The sequence below is a fragment of the Shimia sp. MMG029 genome (genome assembly GCF_027947445.1).
Lineage (GTDB): Bacteria > Pseudomonadota > Alphaproteobacteria > Rhodobacterales > Rhodobacteraceae > Shimia.
The window spans coordinates 253,920-273,150 of the sequence record NZ_JAQJIM010000002.1 but is presented as its reverse complement, the minus strand read 5'-3'; the positions used below and the strand labels follow the sequence as shown (position 1 = coordinate 273,150).

At 57.4% G+C, this 19,231-nt stretch carries 21 protein-coding genes; 11 read left to right on the top strand and 10 right to left on the bottom strand.

What is annotated here, in order from left to right:
• Positions 1-136 precede the first annotated feature (136 nt).
• Complete coding sequence (locus PJL69_RS08140; RefSeq protein WP_271309209.1) at positions 137-976, top strand: AraC family transcriptional regulator; 840 nt, start codon at positions 137-139, stop codon at positions 974-976.
• A gap of 11 nt (positions 977-987) precedes the next feature.
• Here PJL69_RS08140 and PJL69_RS08135 read toward each other — a convergent pair whose 3' ends face one another.
• The gene (locus tag PJL69_RS08135; RefSeq protein ID WP_271309208.1) at positions 988-1,584 is read right to left on the bottom strand and encodes a LysE family translocator; all 597 of its coding nucleotides are present in this window, start codon (positions 1,582-1,584) and stop codon (positions 988-990) included.
• Between the two features lie 72 nt (positions 1,585-1,656).
• On the opposite strand from PJL69_RS08135, the gene PJL69_RS08130 reads away from it, so the two are divergent.
• Complete coding sequence (locus PJL69_RS08130) at positions 1,657-2,109, top strand: Lrp/AsnC family transcriptional regulator (protein ID WP_209097106.1); 453 nt, start codon at positions 1,657-1,659, stop codon at positions 2,107-2,109.
• 58 nt (positions 2,110-2,167) lie between these two features.
• On the opposite strand, the gene PJL69_RS08125 is transcribed toward PJL69_RS08130, so the two are convergent.
• Positions 2,168-3,127 carry an L-malyl-CoA/beta-methylmalyl-CoA lyase gene (locus tag PJL69_RS08125; protein ID WP_271309207.1) on the bottom strand — a complete coding sequence of 320 codons (960 nt, stop codon included), beginning with the start codon at positions 3,125-3,127 and terminating at the stop codon, positions 2,168-2,170.
• Positions 3,128-3,435: 308 nt separating this feature from the next.
• Here PJL69_RS08125 and dgcN point away from each other — a divergent pair, with 308 nt between their 5' ends.
• The 3 genes from dgcN to PJL69_RS08110 all read left to right on the top strand — a co-directional run bounded on the left by dgcN (position 3,436) and on the right by PJL69_RS08110 (position 6,475).
• A complete protein-coding gene (gene dgcN, locus PJL69_RS08120; protein WP_271309206.1) occupies positions 3,436-4,437 on the top strand; it encodes an N-acetyltransferase DgcN in 1,002 nt (333 codons plus the stop codon).
• A gap of 114 nt (positions 4,438-4,551) precedes the next feature.
• Complete coding sequence (dgcA, locus tag PJL69_RS08115) at positions 4,552-5,517, top strand: N-acetyl-D-Glu racemase DgcA (RefSeq protein ID WP_271309205.1); 966 nt, start codon at positions 4,552-4,554, stop codon at positions 5,515-5,517.
• Positions 5,518-5,614: 97 nt separating this feature from the next.
• Positions 5,615-6,475, top strand: coding sequence for a D-amino-acid transaminase (locus PJL69_RS08110; protein ID WP_271309204.1), 861 nt, complete (start codon positions 5,615-5,617; stop codon positions 6,473-6,475).
• Between the two features lie 51 nt (positions 6,476-6,526).
• On the opposite strand, the gene PJL69_RS08105 is transcribed toward PJL69_RS08110, so the two are convergent.
• Positions 6,527-7,510, bottom strand: coding sequence for an NAD(P)H-quinone oxidoreductase (locus PJL69_RS08105; RefSeq protein WP_271309203.1), 984 nt, complete (start codon positions 7,508-7,510; stop codon positions 6,527-6,529).
• Positions 7,511-7,689: 179 nt separating this feature from the next.
• Positions 7,690-8,382, bottom strand: coding sequence for a COQ9 family protein (locus tag PJL69_RS08100; protein ID WP_271309202.1), 693 nt, complete (start codon positions 8,380-8,382; stop codon positions 7,690-7,692).
• 120 nt (positions 8,383-8,502) lie between these two features.
• Between PJL69_RS08100 and rpsU the strand changes: the two genes are divergently transcribed.
• Both rpsU and PJL69_RS08090 read left to right on the top strand, forming a co-directional pair.
• The gene (rpsU, locus tag PJL69_RS08095; RefSeq protein WP_008207378.1) at positions 8,503-8,709 is read left to right on the top strand and encodes a 30S ribosomal protein S21; all 207 of its coding nucleotides are present in this window, start codon (positions 8,503-8,505) and stop codon (positions 8,707-8,709) included.
• A gap of 150 nt (positions 8,710-8,859) precedes the next feature.
• Entirely contained in the window at positions 8,860-9,933 is a 1,074-nt protein-coding gene (locus tag PJL69_RS08090) for an adenylate/guanylate cyclase domain-containing protein (protein WP_271309201.1), read from the top strand.
• Here PJL69_RS08090 and PJL69_RS08085 read toward each other — a convergent pair.
• A complete protein-coding gene (locus tag PJL69_RS08085; RefSeq protein WP_271309200.1) occupies positions 9,930-12,023 on the bottom strand; it encodes a DEAD/DEAH box helicase in 2,094 nt (697 codons plus the stop codon). The genes PJL69_RS08090 and PJL69_RS08085 overlap by 4 nt on opposite strands.
• Positions 12,024-12,281: 258 nt before the next feature.
• Between PJL69_RS08085 and yghU the strand changes: the two genes are divergently transcribed.
• The gene (gene yghU / locus PJL69_RS08080; protein ID WP_271309199.1) at positions 12,282-13,151 is read left to right on the top strand and encodes a glutathione-dependent disulfide-bond oxidoreductase; all 870 of its coding nucleotides are present in this window, start codon (positions 12,282-12,284) and stop codon (positions 13,149-13,151) included.
• Positions 13,152-13,215: 64 nt separating this feature from the next.
• On the opposite strand, the gene PJL69_RS08075 is transcribed toward yghU, so the two are convergent.
• Positions 13,216-13,674 (bottom strand): Lrp/AsnC family transcriptional regulator, encoded by a 459-nt coding sequence (locus PJL69_RS08075; protein WP_209097096.1) that lies wholly within the window; start codon positions 13,672-13,674, stop codon positions 13,216-13,218.
• 138 nt (positions 13,675-13,812) lie between these two features.
• Between PJL69_RS08075 and ald the strand changes: the two genes are divergently transcribed.
• A complete protein-coding gene (gene ald, locus PJL69_RS08070) occupies positions 13,813-14,931 on the top strand; it encodes an alanine dehydrogenase (RefSeq protein ID WP_209097095.1) in 1,119 nt (372 codons plus the stop codon).
• On the opposite strand, the gene PJL69_RS08065 is transcribed toward ald, so the two are convergent.
• Positions 14,868-15,803, bottom strand: a complete 936-nt coding sequence (locus tag PJL69_RS08065; RefSeq protein ID WP_271309198.1) for a LysR family transcriptional regulator — start codon at positions 15,801-15,803, stop codon at positions 14,868-14,870. The genes ald and PJL69_RS08065 overlap by 64 nt on opposite strands.
• Before the next feature lie 102 nt (positions 15,804-15,905).
• On the opposite strand from PJL69_RS08065, the gene PJL69_RS08060 reads away from it, so the two are divergent.
• Positions 15,906-16,187, top strand: coding sequence for a DUF1330 domain-containing protein (locus PJL69_RS08060; RefSeq protein ID WP_271309197.1), 282 nt, complete (start codon positions 15,906-15,908; stop codon positions 16,185-16,187).
• A 98-nt stretch (positions 16,188-16,285) separates the two neighbouring features.
• On the opposite strand, the gene PJL69_RS08055 is transcribed toward PJL69_RS08060, so the two are convergent.
• Positions 16,286-17,092 (bottom strand): mechanosensitive ion channel family protein, encoded by an 807-nt coding sequence (locus tag PJL69_RS08055; RefSeq protein WP_271309196.1) that lies wholly within the window; start codon positions 17,090-17,092, stop codon positions 16,286-16,288.
• A gap of 172 nt (positions 17,093-17,264) precedes the next feature.
• On the opposite strand from PJL69_RS08055, the gene PJL69_RS08050 reads away from it, so the two are divergent.
• Positions 17,265-17,969 (top strand): glutathione S-transferase family protein, encoded by a 705-nt coding sequence (locus PJL69_RS08050; RefSeq protein ID WP_271309195.1) that lies wholly within the window; start codon positions 17,265-17,267, stop codon positions 17,967-17,969.
• A gap of 36 nt (positions 17,970-18,005) precedes the next feature.
• Here the strand turns inward: PJL69_RS08050 and PJL69_RS08045 are convergent, their stop codons facing one another.
• Positions 18,006-18,452 (bottom strand): YtoQ family protein, encoded by a 447-nt coding sequence (locus PJL69_RS08045; protein WP_209097090.1) that lies wholly within the window; start codon positions 18,450-18,452, stop codon positions 18,006-18,008.
• Positions 18,453-18,530: 78 nt separating this feature from the next.
• On the bottom strand, positions 18,531-19,163 hold the full coding sequence (locus PJL69_RS08040) for a class I SAM-dependent methyltransferase (RefSeq protein WP_271309194.1): 633 nt from the start codon (positions 19,161-19,163) through the stop codon (positions 18,531-18,533).
• Between the last annotated feature and the right edge of the window lie 68 nt (positions 19,164-19,231).

The window sequence follows — 19,231 nt, the reverse complement described above, 5'->3', positions numbered from 1 at the left end:
ATGGCGCGCTATGGAATTGGGCCTTTGCGCAAGTTAGCAAGATTTGTGAATTGGCTTCATGTCATCTGGGTTGTGTCAGGATCGCTTATGATGCTGCCCTGCAAACCTAAACCACGTGCAATGGGAGTTGCCACCAATGGCTGCCAGCTACGAAGATCGGATCCTTAGGGTTTTGGCCTATATCCATGACAATACCGATGGAGATCTGTCACTGGATGCGCTGGCGGATGTGGCGGCAATGTCGAGGTTTCACTGGCATCGCGTGTTTCACGCATTGACCGGTGAAACCTGTGCACAGGCGGTGCGTCGTATTCGTCTGCATCGCGCTGCGATTTGGTTGGCGCAGGGCGAAATGTCTCTGCCGGAAATCGCCAAGCGCGCAGGGTATGGCAAACAGGGCAGCTTTTCGCGTGCGTTTTCTGACGCTTATGGCCTCAGCCCCTCCGCCTATCGCGCAGAGGGTCAGGTGGCATTGCTCAACCCAGATTTAAAAACAGGACGTTACCCCATGCATGATGTAGATATTCGCAATGAACCTCGCCGCCGTTTGGTCGGATTGCCACACAAGGGCGCCTATCATGAGATTGGCAAGAGTTTCGAAGCCTTCGGGGCCATGTGTGAAAGCCGCAATCTCTGGCCCCATACGCGCGCGGTGATCGCGGTGTATCGGGACAGCCCCGAGGTTGTGCCCGAGGCGGAGCTGCGCAGCTTGGCCGGTGCTGAGTTTGTCGGAGAAGGCACGCCGGAAGGAATGGAAGACTTTGCGCTCCCAGGCGGGAAAACTGCGGTGCTGACTTACAAGGGGCCATATTCCGGCATAACCGCGGCCTATCATTCGCTCTATGGCAATTGGCTGCCTGCGTCTGGCGAGGAGCCCGCAGATCAGCCATGTTATGAGATCTATCTCAACAATCCGCGTGATACGGCACCAGAGGACCTGATCACGGAGATCTGCATGCCATTGGCAGAGAAATAAAACGCCTGGCCTCAGCCGGAGAACACCACCGGGTAAAGAGAGGCCACAAGCAGCGCCGCCATTGTCCAGTTGAACGCCATGAGGCGGGCAGGTGAGGTCAGCAGGCGGCGCATTTGCTGACCCAAAACGATCCAACTTGAAATGCAAGGCAGGTTCACAGCTCCAAAGGCTGCTGCGACGAGCAAGATCGCCACAACGCTGCGATCTGGTGCATAAAGTGTGATCGCAGTGAGCGCCATGGTCCATGTTTTGGGATTGACCCATTGGAACACTGCCGCCTGCAAAAAGGTCATCGGCGTGCCAGTTGTCTCGGTCTCGTCAGGTGCACCTGAGCGTGCGATTTTGAAGGCAAGCCACATCAGGTACGCCACCGATGCTACTGTCAAAACAGTATGTGCCATAGGGATGTGGTCAAAAACCTGCATCAGGCCGAGACCTACGAGGGCGACCATCACAACAAAGCCGACACCGACCCCCAGCATATGGGGAATCGTGCGGGCGAACCCAAAGTTCGCACCAGAGGCCATCAGCATTAGGTTGTTGGGGCCTGGCGTGATTGTTGAGGCAAAGGCAAAGAGGAGGAGGGCGGTAAGTACATCGTTGGTCATTTCGGCAATTTCGCGCAGCTCGTACGCTATTTGATTGCGTTTTTGTGCGTCTGTAATTTATTTACACAACCTATGACTAAGTTGGATCAAATTGACGAACATATATTGCGTGAGTTGTCACGCGATGGACGGATGAGCAATCTGGCCCTGGCAGAGAAGGTCGGCCTGTCGCCTTCTGCGTGTCTGCGCCGAGTCGCGGCACTGGAGAAGGCTGGCATTATAACTGGGTACCGCGCCGTGCTTGACCGCGCCGCGTTGGGCTCAGGATTTGTGGCCTACATCACGGTTGGGTTGAGTAAGCACACCAAAGATGCGCAAAAGGCGTTTGAGCGTGCAATGTCCCACGCACCGGAAGTGCGGGAATGTCACAATATCACCGGGCAGAAGGAATATCTGCTGCGGGTCGAGGCTGCGGATCTCGCAGCCTATAAGTCGTTTCACACAGATGTATTGGGCACTGTGCCACAGGTGGTGTCGATCACCAGCTATGTGGTGATGGGGTCTCCCAAGGATGAGCGGGCTTGAGGGGCGGCAAAAGGCCCCGCCGGACCAGCGGGGCCTTTTGATCAGTTCATGACTGGCCTTAGCTGGCTGCGATCAGTTCGGCTTGTGCCACGATCACTTCGGCCTGTTTGATCGATGCGATATCCACCAATCGCCCTTTGTAAACCGTGGCGCCTTCACCATTGGCTTTGGCCTGCTCCATCGCTGCAAGAATTTCGCGGGCCTCGGTGACAGCCGCTTCAGATGGGGTGAAAACCTCATTGGCCAGCGCAATCTGCTTGGGGTGAATGGCCCATTTGCCGACCATGCCCAGCGTGGCAGAGCGTTTGGCCTGCGCGATATAGCCTTCGTCGTCAGAGAAGTCGCCAAATGGTCCATCGACTGGCAGCACACCATGTGTGCGACAGGCCGCGACGATCGCAGCCTGCGCCCAGTGCCAAGGGTCAGACCAGTGTTTCTGCCCGTCACGCAGCATGTAGTAATTTTCCTGCGTGCCACCGATGCCCGTGGTTTGCATGCCCATAGAGGCGGCAAAGTCCGCAGCGCCGAGGCTCATGGCTTCCAGGCGTGGGGAGGCTGCTGCAATCTCTTCCACATGTGCAATGCCCGCGGCTGATTCGATGATAACCTCAAAAGCAATCGGCTTTGTGCGCCCCTTGGCGCGCTCAATCGCTGTGACCAAAGCATCTACAGCATAGATGTCTTCGGCACAGCCCACTTTGGGGATCATAATCTGATCGAGGCGCTCGCCAGCTTGTTCGAGCAGGTCCACTACATCGCGGTACCAGTATGGTGTGTCCAACCCGTTGATGCGCACAGAAATGGTCTTGGTGCCCCAATCTACAGTGTTGATCGCTTCAATTGCGTTTGCGCGTGCAGTGTCTTTGTCCGAGGGGGCTACAGAGTCCTCCAGATCAATATTGATCACATCAGCTGCCGAAGCGGCCATCTTTGCGAACAGTTTTGTGTTGGAGGCAGGGCCAAACAACTGACAACGATTGGGGCGGGCTGGGGCGGCAGGCTGGATACGGAAGCTCATCTCTGTCGGTCTCTCGGTAATGAAATTACATTTTGGGTCCCGTTTGTGGTATGAAGTTGCGCTGTCTTTCGCAAGGATATTTTGCACATGCGGCGATGCGACGCCGCGTTGCAGCGCAGCCGGCGCACCAGCGGAGAGTTTGCTGTGATACCATCGAGATATAGAAGAAAATTCATAAATGACGCCCTATATCGAATGAATCTTCGAAGTCGAAGGGGATTTGAGCAGGCTTCACAAGGAAATTGCATCAAAATTCGCAGATTATAGGTCAACAAGACTTACGCGATGACGATAGGGAAGGACGCGCGATGATCGAGACACCGTATCTACTGTTTTTGGGTGACGCGCCTGACCAGCTGGCGGGCAAAGTGGCGCAGGGCATCAAGGACTGGCGCCCGGAAAATGCCGTTGGGCAGTTCCGCATGGAGGGCTGCAAGGCCGATATGGGCCTGACAGACATGACGCTGGTTGAGGCGCGCGAAGCGGGGGCCAAAACTCTGGTGATCGGCGTGGCCAACCGCGGTGGCGTGATTTCCCAAGAGTGGAAAAAAGTGCTGGTGATGGCACTGGAAGAGGGCTTTGATCTGGCATCCGGTCTGCACAATCTGCTGCGTGACGAGCCGGATCTGGTGGCCGTGGCCGAAGCAACGGGCCGCACTTTGCATGATGTGCGTGTGCCTGAAGTGGACTATCCGATTGCCAACGGCAAAACACGCAGCGGCAAGCGCTGCCTCGCGGTGGGCACTGACTGTTCCGTTGGCAAGATGTACACGGCGCTTTGCATGGATGCGGAAATGCGCAAGCGCGGCATGAAATCTTCGTTCCGCGCCACAGGTCAGACGGGCATCTTGATCACCGGCGACGGCGTGCCACTGGATGCGGTGATTGCCGATTTCATGGCCGGTTCTGTGGAATGGCTCACACCAGACAACGACGCAGATCACTGGGATCACATCGAAGGTCAGGGCAGCCTGTTCCATGTGTCCTACTCTGGTGTGACCATGGCGCTGATCCATGGTGGCCAGCCAGATGCGTTGGTTTTGGCACATGAACCCACACGCACGCACATGCGTGGCCTGCCAGACTACGACCTGCCAACTCTGAAACAACTGCGCGACACAGCTTTGCCGCTGGCCAAAGTGTCTAACCCTGCGTGCGAAGTTGTTGGCATTTCCATCAACACCCAGCACATGGCAGAGGACGAAGCCAAAGCCTATCTTGCTGAAGTTGAGGCAGAAATGGGCCTGCCCGCCACTGATCCGTTCCGCTTTGGTGCAGGCAAACTGGTGGATGCGCTGGCCGCACTGTAAGTTGGCTTAGACCAAGCCGGGGGCGCTGCCCCCGGACCCCCGGGATATTTTGGGCAAGAGGAAGAGGCGCGTCCTGCGTATCGCGCCCTTCAGTCACAGGACTTAGAGGATCGCATGAAAATCACCGTCACCCCCGATGTGTTCAAACTGGCGCAGGTGTTCACCATTTCGCGCGGCTCCCGCACCGAAGCTAAAGTGCTGACTGTGCGCGTCGAAGAAAACGGCGTTGTTGGCTGGGGCGAATGTGTGCCCTATGCGCGCTACGATGAAACACTGGAAAGTGTGACGGAAGAGATCGAAGGCTTGCCCGCGAAGATTGACCGCGAAGCACTCTACGATTTGTTGCATGCGGGTGCCGCGCGTAACGCGGTGGACTGCGCGCTTTGGGATCTGGAGTGCAAACAGGCTGGTAAGCGGGCTTGGGATCTGGCCGGACTGCCAAAGCCGGGGCCAGAAATCACCGCCTATACGCTGTCGCTGGCGGACCCTGCCGATATGCAGGCGCAAGCGGCAAAAAATGCCCATCGCCCATTGTTGAAAATCAAACTTGGCACCCCCGATGACATGCCAAGGCTGGAGGCTGTGCGGGCTGGTGCGCCGAAATCCACAATCATTGTGGATGCCAACGAAGGTTGGAGCGCGGAGGTCTATGCTGATCTGGCACCGCACCTTGTACGCCTTGGTGTTGCCTTGGTGGAACAACCGCTGCCCGCGGGCGAAGATGACGCCTTGATCGGCATGGAGCGCCCTGTGCCGGTTTGCGCCGATGAAAGTGCACATGACTGCACAAGCCTGCCAAAGCTCAAAGGCAAATATGATGTGGTGAACATCAAACTTGATAAAACCGGTGGCCTGACAGAAGCATTGCGTCTGCGTGAGGCGGCAGTGGCTGAAGGCTATAAGGTGATGGTGGGCTGTATGGTGGGCTCTAGTCTGGCGATGGCCCCCGCGACCTTGCTGGCGCAGGGTGCAATGGTCACTGATCTCGATGGGCCGCTGTTGCTTGGCGAAGATCGCGACACACCGCTGTTGTTTGATGACAAAGGCGTACATCCGCCCAATGCCGCGCTTTGGGGCTGATTGAGACCTCGTTTTCCAGATTTTTGTTCCATTGCGCAGGGGCGTGGCGTACACGCATCGCGGTGGAGTTGAAACAACCCGTAAGGAGCATCCAATCATGACCCGCACCGTCTATGTGAACGGCGAATACCTGCCAGAAACCGAAGCCACAGTCTCTATCTTTGACCGGGGATTCCTGATGGCGGACGCGGTGTATGAGGTGACCAGTGTTCTGGGCGGCAAACTGATTGATTTTGAAGGCCATGCGGTGCGTCTCAAGCGCTCGCTGGATGAGCTCGACATGGCGGAGCCCTGCACCAAAGAAGAGCTGCTGGAGATCCATCGCAAGTTGGTGGAACTGAACGAGATCGACGAAGGGCTGATTTATCTTCAGGTCACACGCGGCTCAGATGGGGATCGTGATTTTGTTTTCCCAAGCGAAGACACAAAGCCGACCATCGTGCTGTTCACGCAGAACAAACCCGGTCTGGCTGACAGCCCAGCCGCCAAGAAAGGCGCCAAGATCATCTCGATCGAGGACATCCGCTGGGGCCGTCGCGACATCAAAACGGTGCAGCTGCTTTACCCCTCCATGGGCAAGATGATGGCGAAGAAAGCGGGCGCAGATGATGCTTGGATGATCGAAGAGGGTTATGTGACCGAAGGCACCTCCAACAATGCCTATTTCGTCAAAGACGGCGTGATCGTGACCCGCCCGCTGTCCAACGATATCCTGCACGGCATCACCCGCAAGGCGGTGCTGCGGATGGCCGCAGAAGCGCAGTTGAAAATCGAAGAGCGCCTGTTCACCATTGAGGAAGCCAAAGAGGCGGATGAGGCGTTCACCACCTCTGCGTCTGCTTTTGTCATGCCAGTTGTGGAAATCGACGGTGTTGCGCTGGGGGATGGCACGCCGGGGCCAATCGCGAAACGTCTGCGTGAGATTTACTTGGACGAAAGCCGCAAGGCAGCCATCTAAGCGCACACGACATTCAGAAGAAAAGCCGCCTCTTGAGGCGGCTTTTTTGATTTATGCGACTTTCATCACGATCTTACCGATGTGACCGCTGCTTTCCATCCGTTGATGCGCGGCGGAGGCCTCGCTCAAGGCAAATTCACTGTCCATCACCGGCGCAACTTGGCCAGAGGACAGCAGTGGCCACACATCTCGCAGCAGCGCCTCGGCGATCTTGGCTTTTGCCAGATCGCTTTGCGGGCGCAGAGTGGAGCCGGTGATCGTGAGGCGGCGCATCATGACCTGCGCAAAGTTCAATTCAACCTTCGGGCCCTGAAGAAAGGCAATTTGCACAAGTCTTCCCTCATCAGAGAGGCATTTGACATTGCGCGGCAGGTAGTCGCCCCCGACCATATCAAGGATCAGGTTTGCGCCCCCTTCAGCGCGTAGGATCTCGACAAAATCCTCAGTGCGATAGTTGATGGTGCGTTCAGCCCCCAGATTGAGGCAGGCTTGGCATTTCTCATCCGAACCTGCCGTGGCAAAGACGCGCGCGCCAAAGGCGTTTGCCAGCTGAATTGCGGTTGTGCCAATGCCGGAGGAACCACCCTGCACCAGAAACCGCTCGCCTGCTTTTAATGCGCCACGCTGGAACACGTTGGAATAGACGGTGAAAAAGGTTTCTGGCAGGCAGGCCGCTTCTTTGAGGTCCATCCCCTCGGGAATTGGCAAGCAGTGAGCGGCGGGGGTGAGCGCATATTCGGCGTAGCCCCCACCCGGCAACAGTGCACAGACCTCATCACCGATTGACCAGATCGTCACACCGGGACCTACGGCTGCAATGGTGCCCGAGGCTTCCAGTCCGGGCAGGTCAGAGGCATTGGCGGGCGGATTGTAGAGCCCTGCACGTTGCAGAACGTCAGGGCGGTTCACACCCGCATAGGCGATCTTGATCAGCACTTCGCCAGCACCGGGTACAGGAATAGGGAGATCGGCCATCTGCAGCACGTCGGCTGCGCCGGGTTTGGTGATTTCAACGGCGCGCATGGTCTCTGTCATGATCTGTCCCTTTTGGTCTCGCGTGTTGGGAAGTTTGTAGCAGAGCAGGCGTCGCCACGCACAGAGCCTTTTGGGCAGTGACGTGAGGGATTTGAACAACGCAAAGCGCGCGGCCCTCGCCGCTGCAAGCGGCAACCACCCCGTGATACTGTTAGAATGAAAAGTTTGAGCGCGGGCTCTTAGCGTGATGGCGGTGTCCAGCTGCCCGGCATGTCCTTGGGCAAATCGGGCGCGCGGAACTTTGACATGGCCTCAAGCGGTGCATTCATCAATTTGCCAAGCGGGCTCTTGTTGAACTGCGCTTTGGTTTTTTCAAACTGCATCACATTCTCGATGCGTCGATCCAGAAACGCCCAGGTTGCGGTGTGGCCCTCGCTGTCGTCGCCCAGCCAATAGAGCACTGTGGCGGAATAGACCGCAGAAAGCGTTGCGCGCTTGGTGTACCAATTCAGATCACGCGAACTGTCGCCGATGGCATTCCAAATGGCATCCGCCGTGCCCCAGATCAGCTGCGCGCCGGTCGCGGCGTGCTGTGGCAGGGCAAAAAGCGTGGAGCCACGGCGCACCAGCTCGCGATCTGGGCACAACTCAAGGCGCAGACGCACCGCATGGGTGATCTTTTCTCGGATCTTCATCTCCACCAGTGCTGCATCTGTCAGAGCCTCGACCATCTGAGAATCACCGCGTTTGTGAAACGCCACGGCCAGGTCCACTGCGCCGCGTGGACAGATCGCGCGCGCAACCGTCGCGTCGACACCACTGTCTGCGATGGCTGCTGTAAAAGTGGCCTCAGACCAGCCATCAAAGGGCACATGCATCTCTGCCGCGTCCAGAAGGCGGGATTTCAGGTCAGTTGTGGGGGTGTCCGTCATGGGTTTTCTCCCTGTCGATACAGCGTTGACCCCATACTAGACAAAGATGAAGTGACTTGCTATACGCCGGGCTCCTGCAATTTCATTGCAACTCAAACTTAGAAAGGTGGTGAAAACCACATGCAGGTTAGTGTTCGTGACAATAACGTCGATCAGGCGCTTCGTGCCCTGAAGAAAAAGCTGCAGCGTGAAGGCGTCTTCCGCGAAATGAAGCTCAAGCAACATTTCGAAAAGCCGTCCGAGAAAAAAGCGCGCGAGAAGGCTGAAGCGATCCGCCGTGCCCGTAAACTGGCACGTAAGAAAGCACAGCGTGAAGGTATGCTCTAAGCACACCTCTCCAGCTTGGACACAAGAATTGACGACCCCCATGGCCCGGCTATGGGGGTTTGTCTTTTTTGTAACTTGGCATTTTATGCTTAAGTGCCAGACAAGACCGGGATTTCAGTAGCGGTCCCGACACAAAGATTGAGGGCAGCCATGCTATCTCGCAACCTGGGATCTTTTCTATTTGTGCTGACGGTGGGGGCCATCGTCGGCGCAGTCTACAGCTATGTGCTTGCGGACATGATGGGATGGGGGCTTGGTCTCTTGGCGCTGTGGCGTGGCGCCGTGCGCGGTGTGATCGTGGCCACCATTGCTGTTGGCCTTGAGGTGTGGATCAGCAACAGCCCGGTGGGGCGCTGGCAGCGCAGCCTGAAGTTTCGCCGTGGGCTCGCGCTTCGGATGCTGATCACCTGCTGTATTTTGCTGTTTTCGCTGGCCGCGACGCATCTGGTGCTGATCCGTGACAAAGACACCTATGTGATGTGGTTCCAGCAGGGCCTGTTCCCGGATTTCCTGTTTGCTTTCTGCACTGGCATTTTTATTCAGTTCATGTTGCAGGCACGGCGTTTGATTGGTGGGCGTACGCTCACCTACTTCTTGTTGGGGCGCTACGCTCGCCCCACTGAGGAGCGCCGCATTTTTGTGCTGGCGGATCTGAAAGGCTCAACGTCCATCACCGAAAAGCTTGGCGATCAGAAAGCGTTGGAAATGATCACTGGGTTTTTCTTGGACATCGATCCTGTGATCACCAAGCGTCAGGGCGTGATCCACAATTATGTTGGGGATGAGGTCATCATGAGTTGGCGGGATCGCGGGCCGGATGGCAATATGCGCCTGCTGCAGTGCATTGATGAGATTTTTCAAATCGTGGCGGCGCGTCATGATCACTACATGGACAAATACGGCGTCGCGCCTTCATTGCGCATGGGGATTGCTGGCGGGCCCGTCGCCGTTGGAGAATGTGGGTGGGAGAAGCGTCAGGTGGTCTACATCGGTGACACGATCAACCGTGCCAAACGCCTGCAAGAGGCCTGCAAGGCGCATGGGCTGTCGGTGATTTTGGATGCAGAAACCGCCAATGACATCACACTGCCGATGGGGTTGGGATTGGCGCAGGTGGAGGAAACCACCCTGCGGGGGCGGGCCAGTGCCACGCAGATGCTGACATTGACCGCGCCAGACGGCAGCGCCCTTGAGGCGCTGACGCCAGAGACTATGCCGGCTTAACCGCGCTGTTTGCCTTTAGGGGCTGCAGATGCCGCCGCCGCACGACGTGCTTTGTTTTTCTTGCTGTTGGCTTTGCCTTTGGGAGGCGGTGGGCCTTTAGGTTTATCGCCGCCCTTGCGGTGCGGTTTGGCATCGCTCAATGCGCCATCCGCCATCGCGCGCCGACGTGGTGCCGCGTTGCCGCCTGCGGCAGCACCATAGGCGGGTTTTGAGCTCGCTTTGGGTTTGCCACCCTTGGCACCCGGCTTGGCCGCACCAGGTTTTGGCTTTTTCTGCCGCGGGGCCGGATCGTCGTTCCAGTCTACCGGAGCTGCAGATTTGTTGGGCTTTTCAGAAAATTTATCGCGTTTCGGCTTGTGAAAATCGGACTTTTCGCCGCGCTCAGGGCGGGTCTCGTCCCGGTCTTGGCGGGGTTTATCGAACTTTCCTTTGCCGCGATGGGGTTTTCCCCCCTCTTTGCGCGGGCCTTTGCCGAATGGTTTTTTGCCACCGTCGCGCCCCTCACGTGGGCTGCGTTCCAGCACAGGGGCATTCTCCATCTGCGTCAGTTTCGCGCCTTCTTCCAGCGTCATGTTCGGGCCAATCGCGGCGAGGAAGCCTGCCACACTGGTTTCCAGAACCTGCACATAGCTTTCTTCCGGGTTGATGCGGATCGCGCCAATGTCGTCTTTGGTCAGGTCGCCCAGCTTGCACAGCATTGGCAACAGGCGACGCGGCTCAGCACCGGCTTTGCGGCCACCGGAAATGGAGAACCAGACCGAGGGGCCAAAATCCTTGCGCGGCGCTGGCTTTGCATCGCTTTCCGAAATTTCTTCAGGTGCGGAATGTTTGGAATTGTAAAGCCGCAGATAAGCTGCTGCCACTTGTTCAGGTGAAAATGTGCCAAGCAAAGACTCAATTAGCGGCAATTCTGAGTCAGTTGGTTCCACAATCCAGTCCGGATCGGCAAACATACGTGCCTGATCCTGTGCACTGACTTCCTCGGCAGAAGGCGCACCGGACCACTCGGCCTCAAGCTTGGCCCACCGCAGCAGACGCTCTGCCTTTTTGCGGGATTTGCGGGTGACGATCAGCGCAGAAACTCCTTTGCGCCCCGCGCGCCCAGTCCGACCAGAGCGGTGCAGCAGAGTTTCGTGGTTGTTGGGCAGTTCAGCATGCACCACCAGATCGAGGTTGGGCAGGTCGATGCCGCGCGCGGCCACATCGGTTGCCACACAGACACGCGCACGTCCGTCACGCATCGCCTGAAGTGCGTGTGTACGCTCTGATTGAGACAGCTCCCCAGACAGCGACACAACCTGAAAGCCCCGGTTAGACAGACGGGTTGTCAGGCGCGCCACCATGGCGCGGGTGTTGGCAAAGACAATCGCATTGGGCGCCTCATAAAAGCGCAGCGTGTTGATCACCGCGTTTTCCGCATCGCGGTCCAACACGGTCATCGCACGATAGGTGATATCCGCGTGCTGTTTCTGCTCGGATTTGGTCTCCACGCGGATGGCGTCACGTTGATAGTTCTTGGCCAGCTCCGCGATCATTTTTGGCACGGTGGCGGAGAACAGCAGGGTCTGGCGCTCTTCCGGCACCTGCTCCAGAATGAACTCCAGCTCTTCGCGGAAGCCTAGATCCAGCATTTCATCGGCTTCATCTAGCACCACGGCGCGGATATCGAGCAGGTCAATCGAACCACGGTCAATGTGGTCACGCAGACGACCGGGTGTTGCCACCACAATATGCGCCCCGCGTGCAAGTGCGCGGCGTTCATCGCGCATGTCCATGCCGCCGACACAGGAGGCCACACGCGCGCCGGCTTCGGCATAGAGCCACGTCAGTTCGCGTTTCACCTGCAGCGCCAGCTCGCGGGTTGGCGCAATGACCAGCGCCAGCGGTGCGGCGGCGTCTTCAAAGGCGTCTGCCTCGCCCAAAACAGTGGAAGAGATCGCAAGGCCAAAGCCCAGCGTTTTGCCAGATCCGGTCTGCGCGGAAACAAGAAGGTCTTTGCCCGCCAGTTCCGGGGCCATAACGGCTTCCTGAACCGGAGTGAGTTTGTCATAGCCTTTGGCGTCAAGCGCGGCCTGAAGTGCGGTTTTCACGGTGATGTTCACTTTTCATCTGAGGAGTGCCAGCAGGACGGCGTCGGCGGGCTCCCTCAAAAACTGAACCGCTCTCATCATCATTTGTGGCAAGAAGCGCAGCACATAGACCAAAACTGATGGGCTGTATAGGTGTCTCTTCAGGCGGGTGGATCAGGCACCGGATCCGATGACAAACAATTTACTTCGAACGCTTTGAAAGCTGGGGGAAGTTCTTATGTTAACGACAACGTAATTTCACACACAGGGCGCGATAGCATGACCGAAACCTACACTCCCCCGAAAGTTTGGACTTGGGACTCTGAAAGTGGCGGCAAATTTGCCAGCATCAACCGCCCGATTTCTGGCTCAACCCATGACAAAGAGCTGCCGCGCGGCGAACATCCTTTCCAGCTGTACTCTCTGGCGACGCCCAACGGCGTGAAAGTCACCGTCATGCTCGAAGAGCTGCTGGCGGCAGGTCACAAAGGCGCGGAATATGACGCCTATCTCATCAACATCGGTGAAGGCGATCAGTTCGGCTCTGGGTTTGTGGATGTTAATCCGAACTCCAAAATCCCTGCGCTGATGGATCTGAGCGGCGACAAAGAAGTGCGCGTGTTTGAAAGCGGTGCGATCCTTCTGCACCTTGCCGAGAAGTTTGACGCCTTCCTTGGCCCCAAGGAAAACCGCGCTGAAATGATCAGCTGGCTGTTCTGGCAGATGGGCAGCGCGCCATATCTGGGCGGCGGCTTTGGCCACTTCTACGCCTATGCGCCGGAGAAGTGGGAATACCCGATCAACCGCTTTGCCATGGAAACCAAGCGTCAGCTGGATGTGCTGAACCGCCAGCTGGCGGAAAACAAGTACATCGCCGGTGATGAATACACGATTGCCGACATCGCGATCTGGTCTTGGTACGGCGCGCTGGCGCTGGGGCGTCTCTATGAGGCGGCAGAGTTCCTCGATGTGGAAAGCTATAAGCACGTGCAGCGCTGGGCCAAAGAGATCAACGACCGCCCTGCCGTGAAACGCGGTGTGATGGTCAACCGCAGCTGGGGCGATTTGGACAAGCAACTGCACGAACGTCACGCAGCCGAAGATTTCGACACCCGCACTCAGGACAAGCTTGAGCCTGCGGCCGAGTAAGCACTCTATTGGTTTAGACAACAGACGGGCGGTGCATCGGCGCCGCCCGTTTTGTCTGTGGGGATTAAACCGGGAGCGCGGTTGTTTTGAAAACTGTGCGCAGCGCAAAAGAGCTCTGCATCTGCGCCACACCGGGCAGCCGCGCGAGGTGTTGCCGGTGAATGCGGGCAAAGTCCTCGGTGTTTTCTGCAACGACCTTCAGGATGTAATCCGCCGTCCCTGCCATCAGGTGACATTCCAGCACATCAGGAATACGCGCCACGGCTTTTTCGAATGCATCCAGAACCTCATCCGCTTGACCTGACAGGGTGATTTCCACAAAAACGGTTGTGGGCACGTCCATTTTGCGCGGATCCAGCAGGGCCACATAATCCTTGATGTAGCCTTCGCTTTCCAACCGATGCACGCGGCGGTGGCAGGCAGAGGCTGAGAGGTTTACACGTTCCGACAGCTCTGCGTTGGATATGCGTCCTTGCTTTTGCAGCACTGTGAGGATGCGACGATCTGTCGGGTCGAGAGACATAGTGTGAAAGCTCCTTGCGTGGATTATCTCATTATTCGAAGTTTCTTGCATTGGCGAGTTTTCATTCTGCCTAAAAATGAAGCACATTCACGCCTGCCCATCTTAACTTGACCTTAGGTTCAGTTAGGAGTGAAACCCATGAAAATCGGATGCCCCACCGAAATCAAACCTCAGGAGTTCCGGGTCGGCATGACGCCGGATGCCGCCCGCGAGGCCGTGGCCCATGGTCACGAGGTGATCATTCAGGTGGGGGCTGGCACCGGTGCTGGCTTCTCTGACGACGATTATCGCGCAGCGGGCGCGGTGTTGCTGGATACCGCCGAAGAAATCTTCGCCACAGCGGATATGATCGTGAAAGTGAAAGAGCCTCAGGCAGTAGAGCGCAAGATGCTGCGCGAAGGCCAGTTGCTCTTTACCTATCTGCATTTGGCACCGGATCCCGAGCAAACCAAAGATCTGCTGGAAAGCGGCTGCACGGCCATTGCTTACGAAACCGTCACCGACGCGCATGGTGGACTGCCGCTTCTCGCGCCGATGTCTGAAGTGGCCGGTCGACTTGCACCGCAGGTTGGCGCATGGACTTTGCAGAAGGCCAACGGTGGCCGTGGCGTTCTTATGGGCGGGGTGCCCGGTGTGGCCCCGGCCAAAGTCGTGGTGATTGGCGGCGGTGTCGTGGGCACCCATGCGGCCAAAATTGCCGCGGGCATGGGCGCAGATGTCACTGTGCTGGACCGCTCCCTCAATCGCCTGAAGTATCTGGACGATGTGTTTGGCGACCGTTTCAAGAACCAGTATTCCACCGCAGGTGCCACTGCCGAGCTGGTGCGTGAGGCCGACATGGTGATTGGTGCCGTTCTGATCCCCGGCGCAGCGGCCCCAAAACTTGTTTCGCGGGCGCAGCTTTCAGAGATGAAGCCGGGTGCCGCATTGGTCGACGTGGCGATTGATCAGGGTGGATGCTTTGAAACATCTCGCGCCACCACCCACGCGGACCCAATCTATGAGGTCGACGGCATCATGCACTACTGTGTGGCAAACATGCCGGGCGCAGTGGCACGCACCTCCACTCAGGCGCTGGGCAATGCCACATTGCCCTTCTTGCTGAACCTTGCGGACAAAGGTTGGAAGCAGGCGTGTGAAGAGGATCCGCACCTGCTCAATGGTCTGAACGTGCATGCGGGCAAGTTGACCTATTATGCCGTGGGCAAGGCGCTGGGATTGGATGTGATTTCCCCGTCGCTTGCGCTGAAATCCTGAGGGCAGGCCCCTTCAAACAGCGGCTGGAGCGCTTTCAGCCGCTGGGTGACAAACCGCGTGAATACGCGGACCCGCGGCACCTGCCGTAAATCACTGTGGGTCAGCACCCAAAGCGGAACTTGGGAAAAGAGCGGCAATCCGGGCACACGCGCCAGCGCCGGGTCGCTGTCTCCCAGAAAACAGGCCATGCGCGTTGCGCCAATCCCCGCGCGCACGGCCCCGACAGCGGCGGCCATATCATCCACAGTCAGCCGCGTGCGCAAATTCGGACGCAGCGCCTTGATGGCCTCTGGTGGCCCGGGCCAATGCGCAAAGCGGATCCAGTCCAGCACAGCCTCACCGCCCGGATCACGAGCCAGCAAGGCGTGGTTTGCGAATACCGCACCCTTCTGTTCAAAAAGCCGCACACCCACCAGTGTTTCGGGCGGTGACTTGGCAAAGCGAATGGCCACATCTGCCTCTCGCTGCGCAAGGTTGACCGTCTCGTTTGTGGCCACGAGCGACAGGTCAATGTCGGGGTGCTCCGCGATGAAATCCGCCAGTATCGGGGACAGCACGCGCGCGATCAAAAGCTCTGGCGCGGTGACTTTCAGCGCGCCGCGAATGGTTGTGTCGCGTGCCGCAATCTGCCGGCTCAGCCCGCGTTCCACATCCTGCATGGCTTCCGCAGCACGCACCGCTTCCCAACCTGCCTCCGTCGGGACATAGCCGCTGGGCAGCCGCTCAAACAGGCGTGTGCCGAGCGTGGTTTCGGCGGCAGAGATGCGTCGCGCAACCGTGGCGTGATTGACTCCAAGGGCGCGCGCGGCCCCGCTGGTGCCCCCATGGCGCGCGGTTTCCAGAACAAATTTTAGATCATCCCAGTTGCTCATGGGGGTGATCATAAATGCACAGAGAAGTTGAATCAATGATCATTTATTCACACACTCTGCGCCCCTAAGTAGAAGGAAACCCAACCCTATGGAGACATGAAAATGACTGCCTACGCATTTGTGAATCTGACAATCACCAACCCGGATAGCTTTGAGGCCTATCGCGAAAAGGCGGGGCTCGCGCTCAAGAAACATGGCGCTGCGCCGTTGCATGTGTCCAAAGAGTCCGAAGTGATCGAAGGCGGGGACGCTGCGCCAACCGTGAGTGTCCTTCTCACATTCCCAGATCGCGCCGCCGCCAAGGCCTGGATTGAAGATCCCGAATTCGCAGAAGTCCACGCGCTGCGCCGTGGCTCCGGATCCTCCAACATCATTCTGATGTAGAGCACCAGACTTTGGCAGAGTGTGCCGAACCATTTGCAGATCGGACAAGAAAGGCGCCCAAATAGGCGCCTTTTTTCGTTTCTATCAAATTCTTGGGCTCAAGCCTCGCGCTTGATTTCCACCGTATGTGGGTAAGGGATCGAAATGCCATCTTTGTCAAAGGCTTCCTTGATCGCTTGCGTGAGGGCAAACTTCAGCTCCCAGTAATCCTCCGCCTTGCACCAGACGCGCATGGTGATGTCCACCGAGCTATCCCCCAGATTGGTCACCCGCGCCCAGCCTTCCGGATCTCTCAGAACCCGCTCATCTGCGTAAGCGGTGTCGATGATGATCTTCTTGGCTTTTTCTGCGTCATCGCCGTAGTCGATGCCAAACACCACATCCACGCGGCGGGTGTCATGTGCGGAGAAGTTGGTGATGATCGAGCCCCAGGCCTGTCCGTTTGGGATGATGATCTGTACGTTGTCTGGTGTGACCAATTCGGTGACAAACAGATTCAGATCGACAACCGTGCCAGCGGTGCCGCCCACATCCACATATTGTCCGATCTTGTAGGGGCGGAAGAGGATCAGCATGAAACCGGCTGCCAGATCACTCAATGTGCCCTGCATCGCAAGGCCGATCGCGAGGGTGGCCGCCCCCAGCATGGCCACCAGCGAAGTTGCTTCGATCCCGAAGATGCCGAGGATCGCAACCAACACCATCAGCAGGATCACCCAGCGCACAATGCTCGCTGCGAAATTGCCCAATGTCTGGTCGATTTCAGGCGTCTTGTTCACGCGGTTGCGCACCATGCGACTGACCGATCCCGCCACCATCCACCCGATGGCCAGAACCACCAGTGCCTTCACGGCAGATACAATTAACGGCGCAAATCCCTGTGCGCTTTCCACAATCGCTTCCATGTAATCACTCTCTATTTGGTCAATTTAGCAGGAATTTTAACTTTAAAGACGGGGGGCTGCGCAAGCCTAATCCCCCAAATGTCCAGATTGTACCGCTGTCGCATGCTTTGGGCGCTGGTGTCACGCTGAATTCAGCTTATTTATCCTCTTAGTCTCAGAACAGGAGCCCCCTATGACATCCATCACCGACCATCCGATCAATCGGCGCTGGGCCGCCGCAGACGCCAGCATTTTGCAGCTGTATTCTTTCCCCACCCCCAATGGGGTGAAAGTGTCGATCATGCTCGAAGAGATCGGGCTGCCCTATGAGGCCCACCTCGTCACATTGAGCGATGCGGATGTCAGAAGCCCGGAGTTTCTCGCGCTTAATCCCAACAACAAGATCCCTGCGATCATTGATCCCAATGGGCCAGATGGTGAAACCGTCAGCCTGTTTGAAAGCGGTGCAATCCTGATTTATCTGGCGGAGAAATCCGGCAAGCTTATTGGCGCCACTCCCGCAGAAAAATATGAGGCCATTCAGTGGGTGATGTTCCAGATGGGCGGTGTTGGCCCAATGCTCGGGCAGCTTGGTTACTTCACCAAATTTGCCGGATCTGAAATCGAAGACCCGCGCCCGCGTGAACGATATCAGAACGAAGCCAAACGCTTGCTCGCTGTGCTGGAGAAGCAACTCGAAGGCCGTGATTGGATCACGGGCAGCTATTCCATTGCCGATATTGCCATCGCCCCGTGGCTTAACGCGCTTGAGTATTATCAGACCAAAGAACTGGTCGGCTGGGGCGATCTGCCCAATGTGAACGCCTATCTTGAGCGTTTTCTGGCCCGGCCAGCCGTGCAAAAGGGGATAAACACGCCGCCCCGGCCTGAGGCGTAAAAAGAAAAGGGGGCGCTTGGCCCCCTTTTTTGCATCCTATGGCAGAGCGCTGGTTTGTACGTAGCGCAGGATGTCCACCACCTGTTTGGGCTCTTCGGCCACAGCCAAAGCCGCGGCATGCACCTCTTTCAGAGCGTGCTGTTGATCTGGCATCGACAAAACGATGATGGATTTGCCCAGTGCCGCCGCATATCCGGCATCAAAGGCCGCGTTCCATTGGCGGTATTTCTCACCAAAACGCACCACCACCACATCGGCATCTTCAATGCCTTTGCGTGTGCGGATCGCGTTCACCATCGCGCCTTTATGGTCGTGCCAATATTTGTTGTCTTCCGCGCCCAAAATGGCCACGCCGCAATCATCAGATGCGCCATGATCTGTCACCGGGCTGTTGAAAGTGACATTCAGATCCGCGGCGCCGGTGATGATCTGTTCTCGCCAGTCGGTGTGGATTTCGCCGGACAGGTAAACATTCAAGCTCATGGGGGTATCCTCTCTTGCTTGGCCTTCGAAATAAAGCTGCAGGTTGCGCAGGCCAATCGCAAAAGCCGCGAAACTGTTTCAGATTTTACGTGCGACCACGTAACGGCTGGGGGGCGATGCGGGGAAATTCCCGCTTTCGACAATCTCAAAGCCAGCGGCTGTCACGGCTGCGTCCAGCTCTTCGACCGACATAAAGCGGACAGGCGGCGCTTTGCCCAGCAGCTGTGCAAGCGGCAAAGCCAGTTTGATCAGCGTCAGTTTCCAAGAGCCGACCTTGCCTTTCAGACAGGGCGTTTTGGAGATGAACAGCCCGCCATGTTTTACACGCGCTGCGATGGCTGCCAGATCACCGTCTGGATCGTCCAACAGATGGATCAGATTGTGGGCCAAGACCACATCAAAGGGACCTTCTGGTGCGGTCTGTGCGGTGGCTTTCTGCAGCGTGACATTGGAGACACCAGCCTCGGCCGCGCGACGGCGGCCCACCTCCAGCATACCCTCTGAGATATCCGTGGCGATGAATTCTGCCACCGCATCCGCCAGCTTGATGGCGGTGGTGCCGGTGCCACAGCCCAATTCCAGCGCGGTGTCTGTGTCTTTCAGATAAGAACGCGTGCGCCCCAAAGTGTGCTCATATGCTGTCTCATTGCGGATCGGAGATTTGGCATATTTTTCCGCAATCCCGTCCCAGAACTTGGCGATATCCTTCATGGCACTCTCCTCTGATTGTCACATTGGTGCCGCGCCTCTTGCAGGGATGCAATCAAAAACGGGTTGCA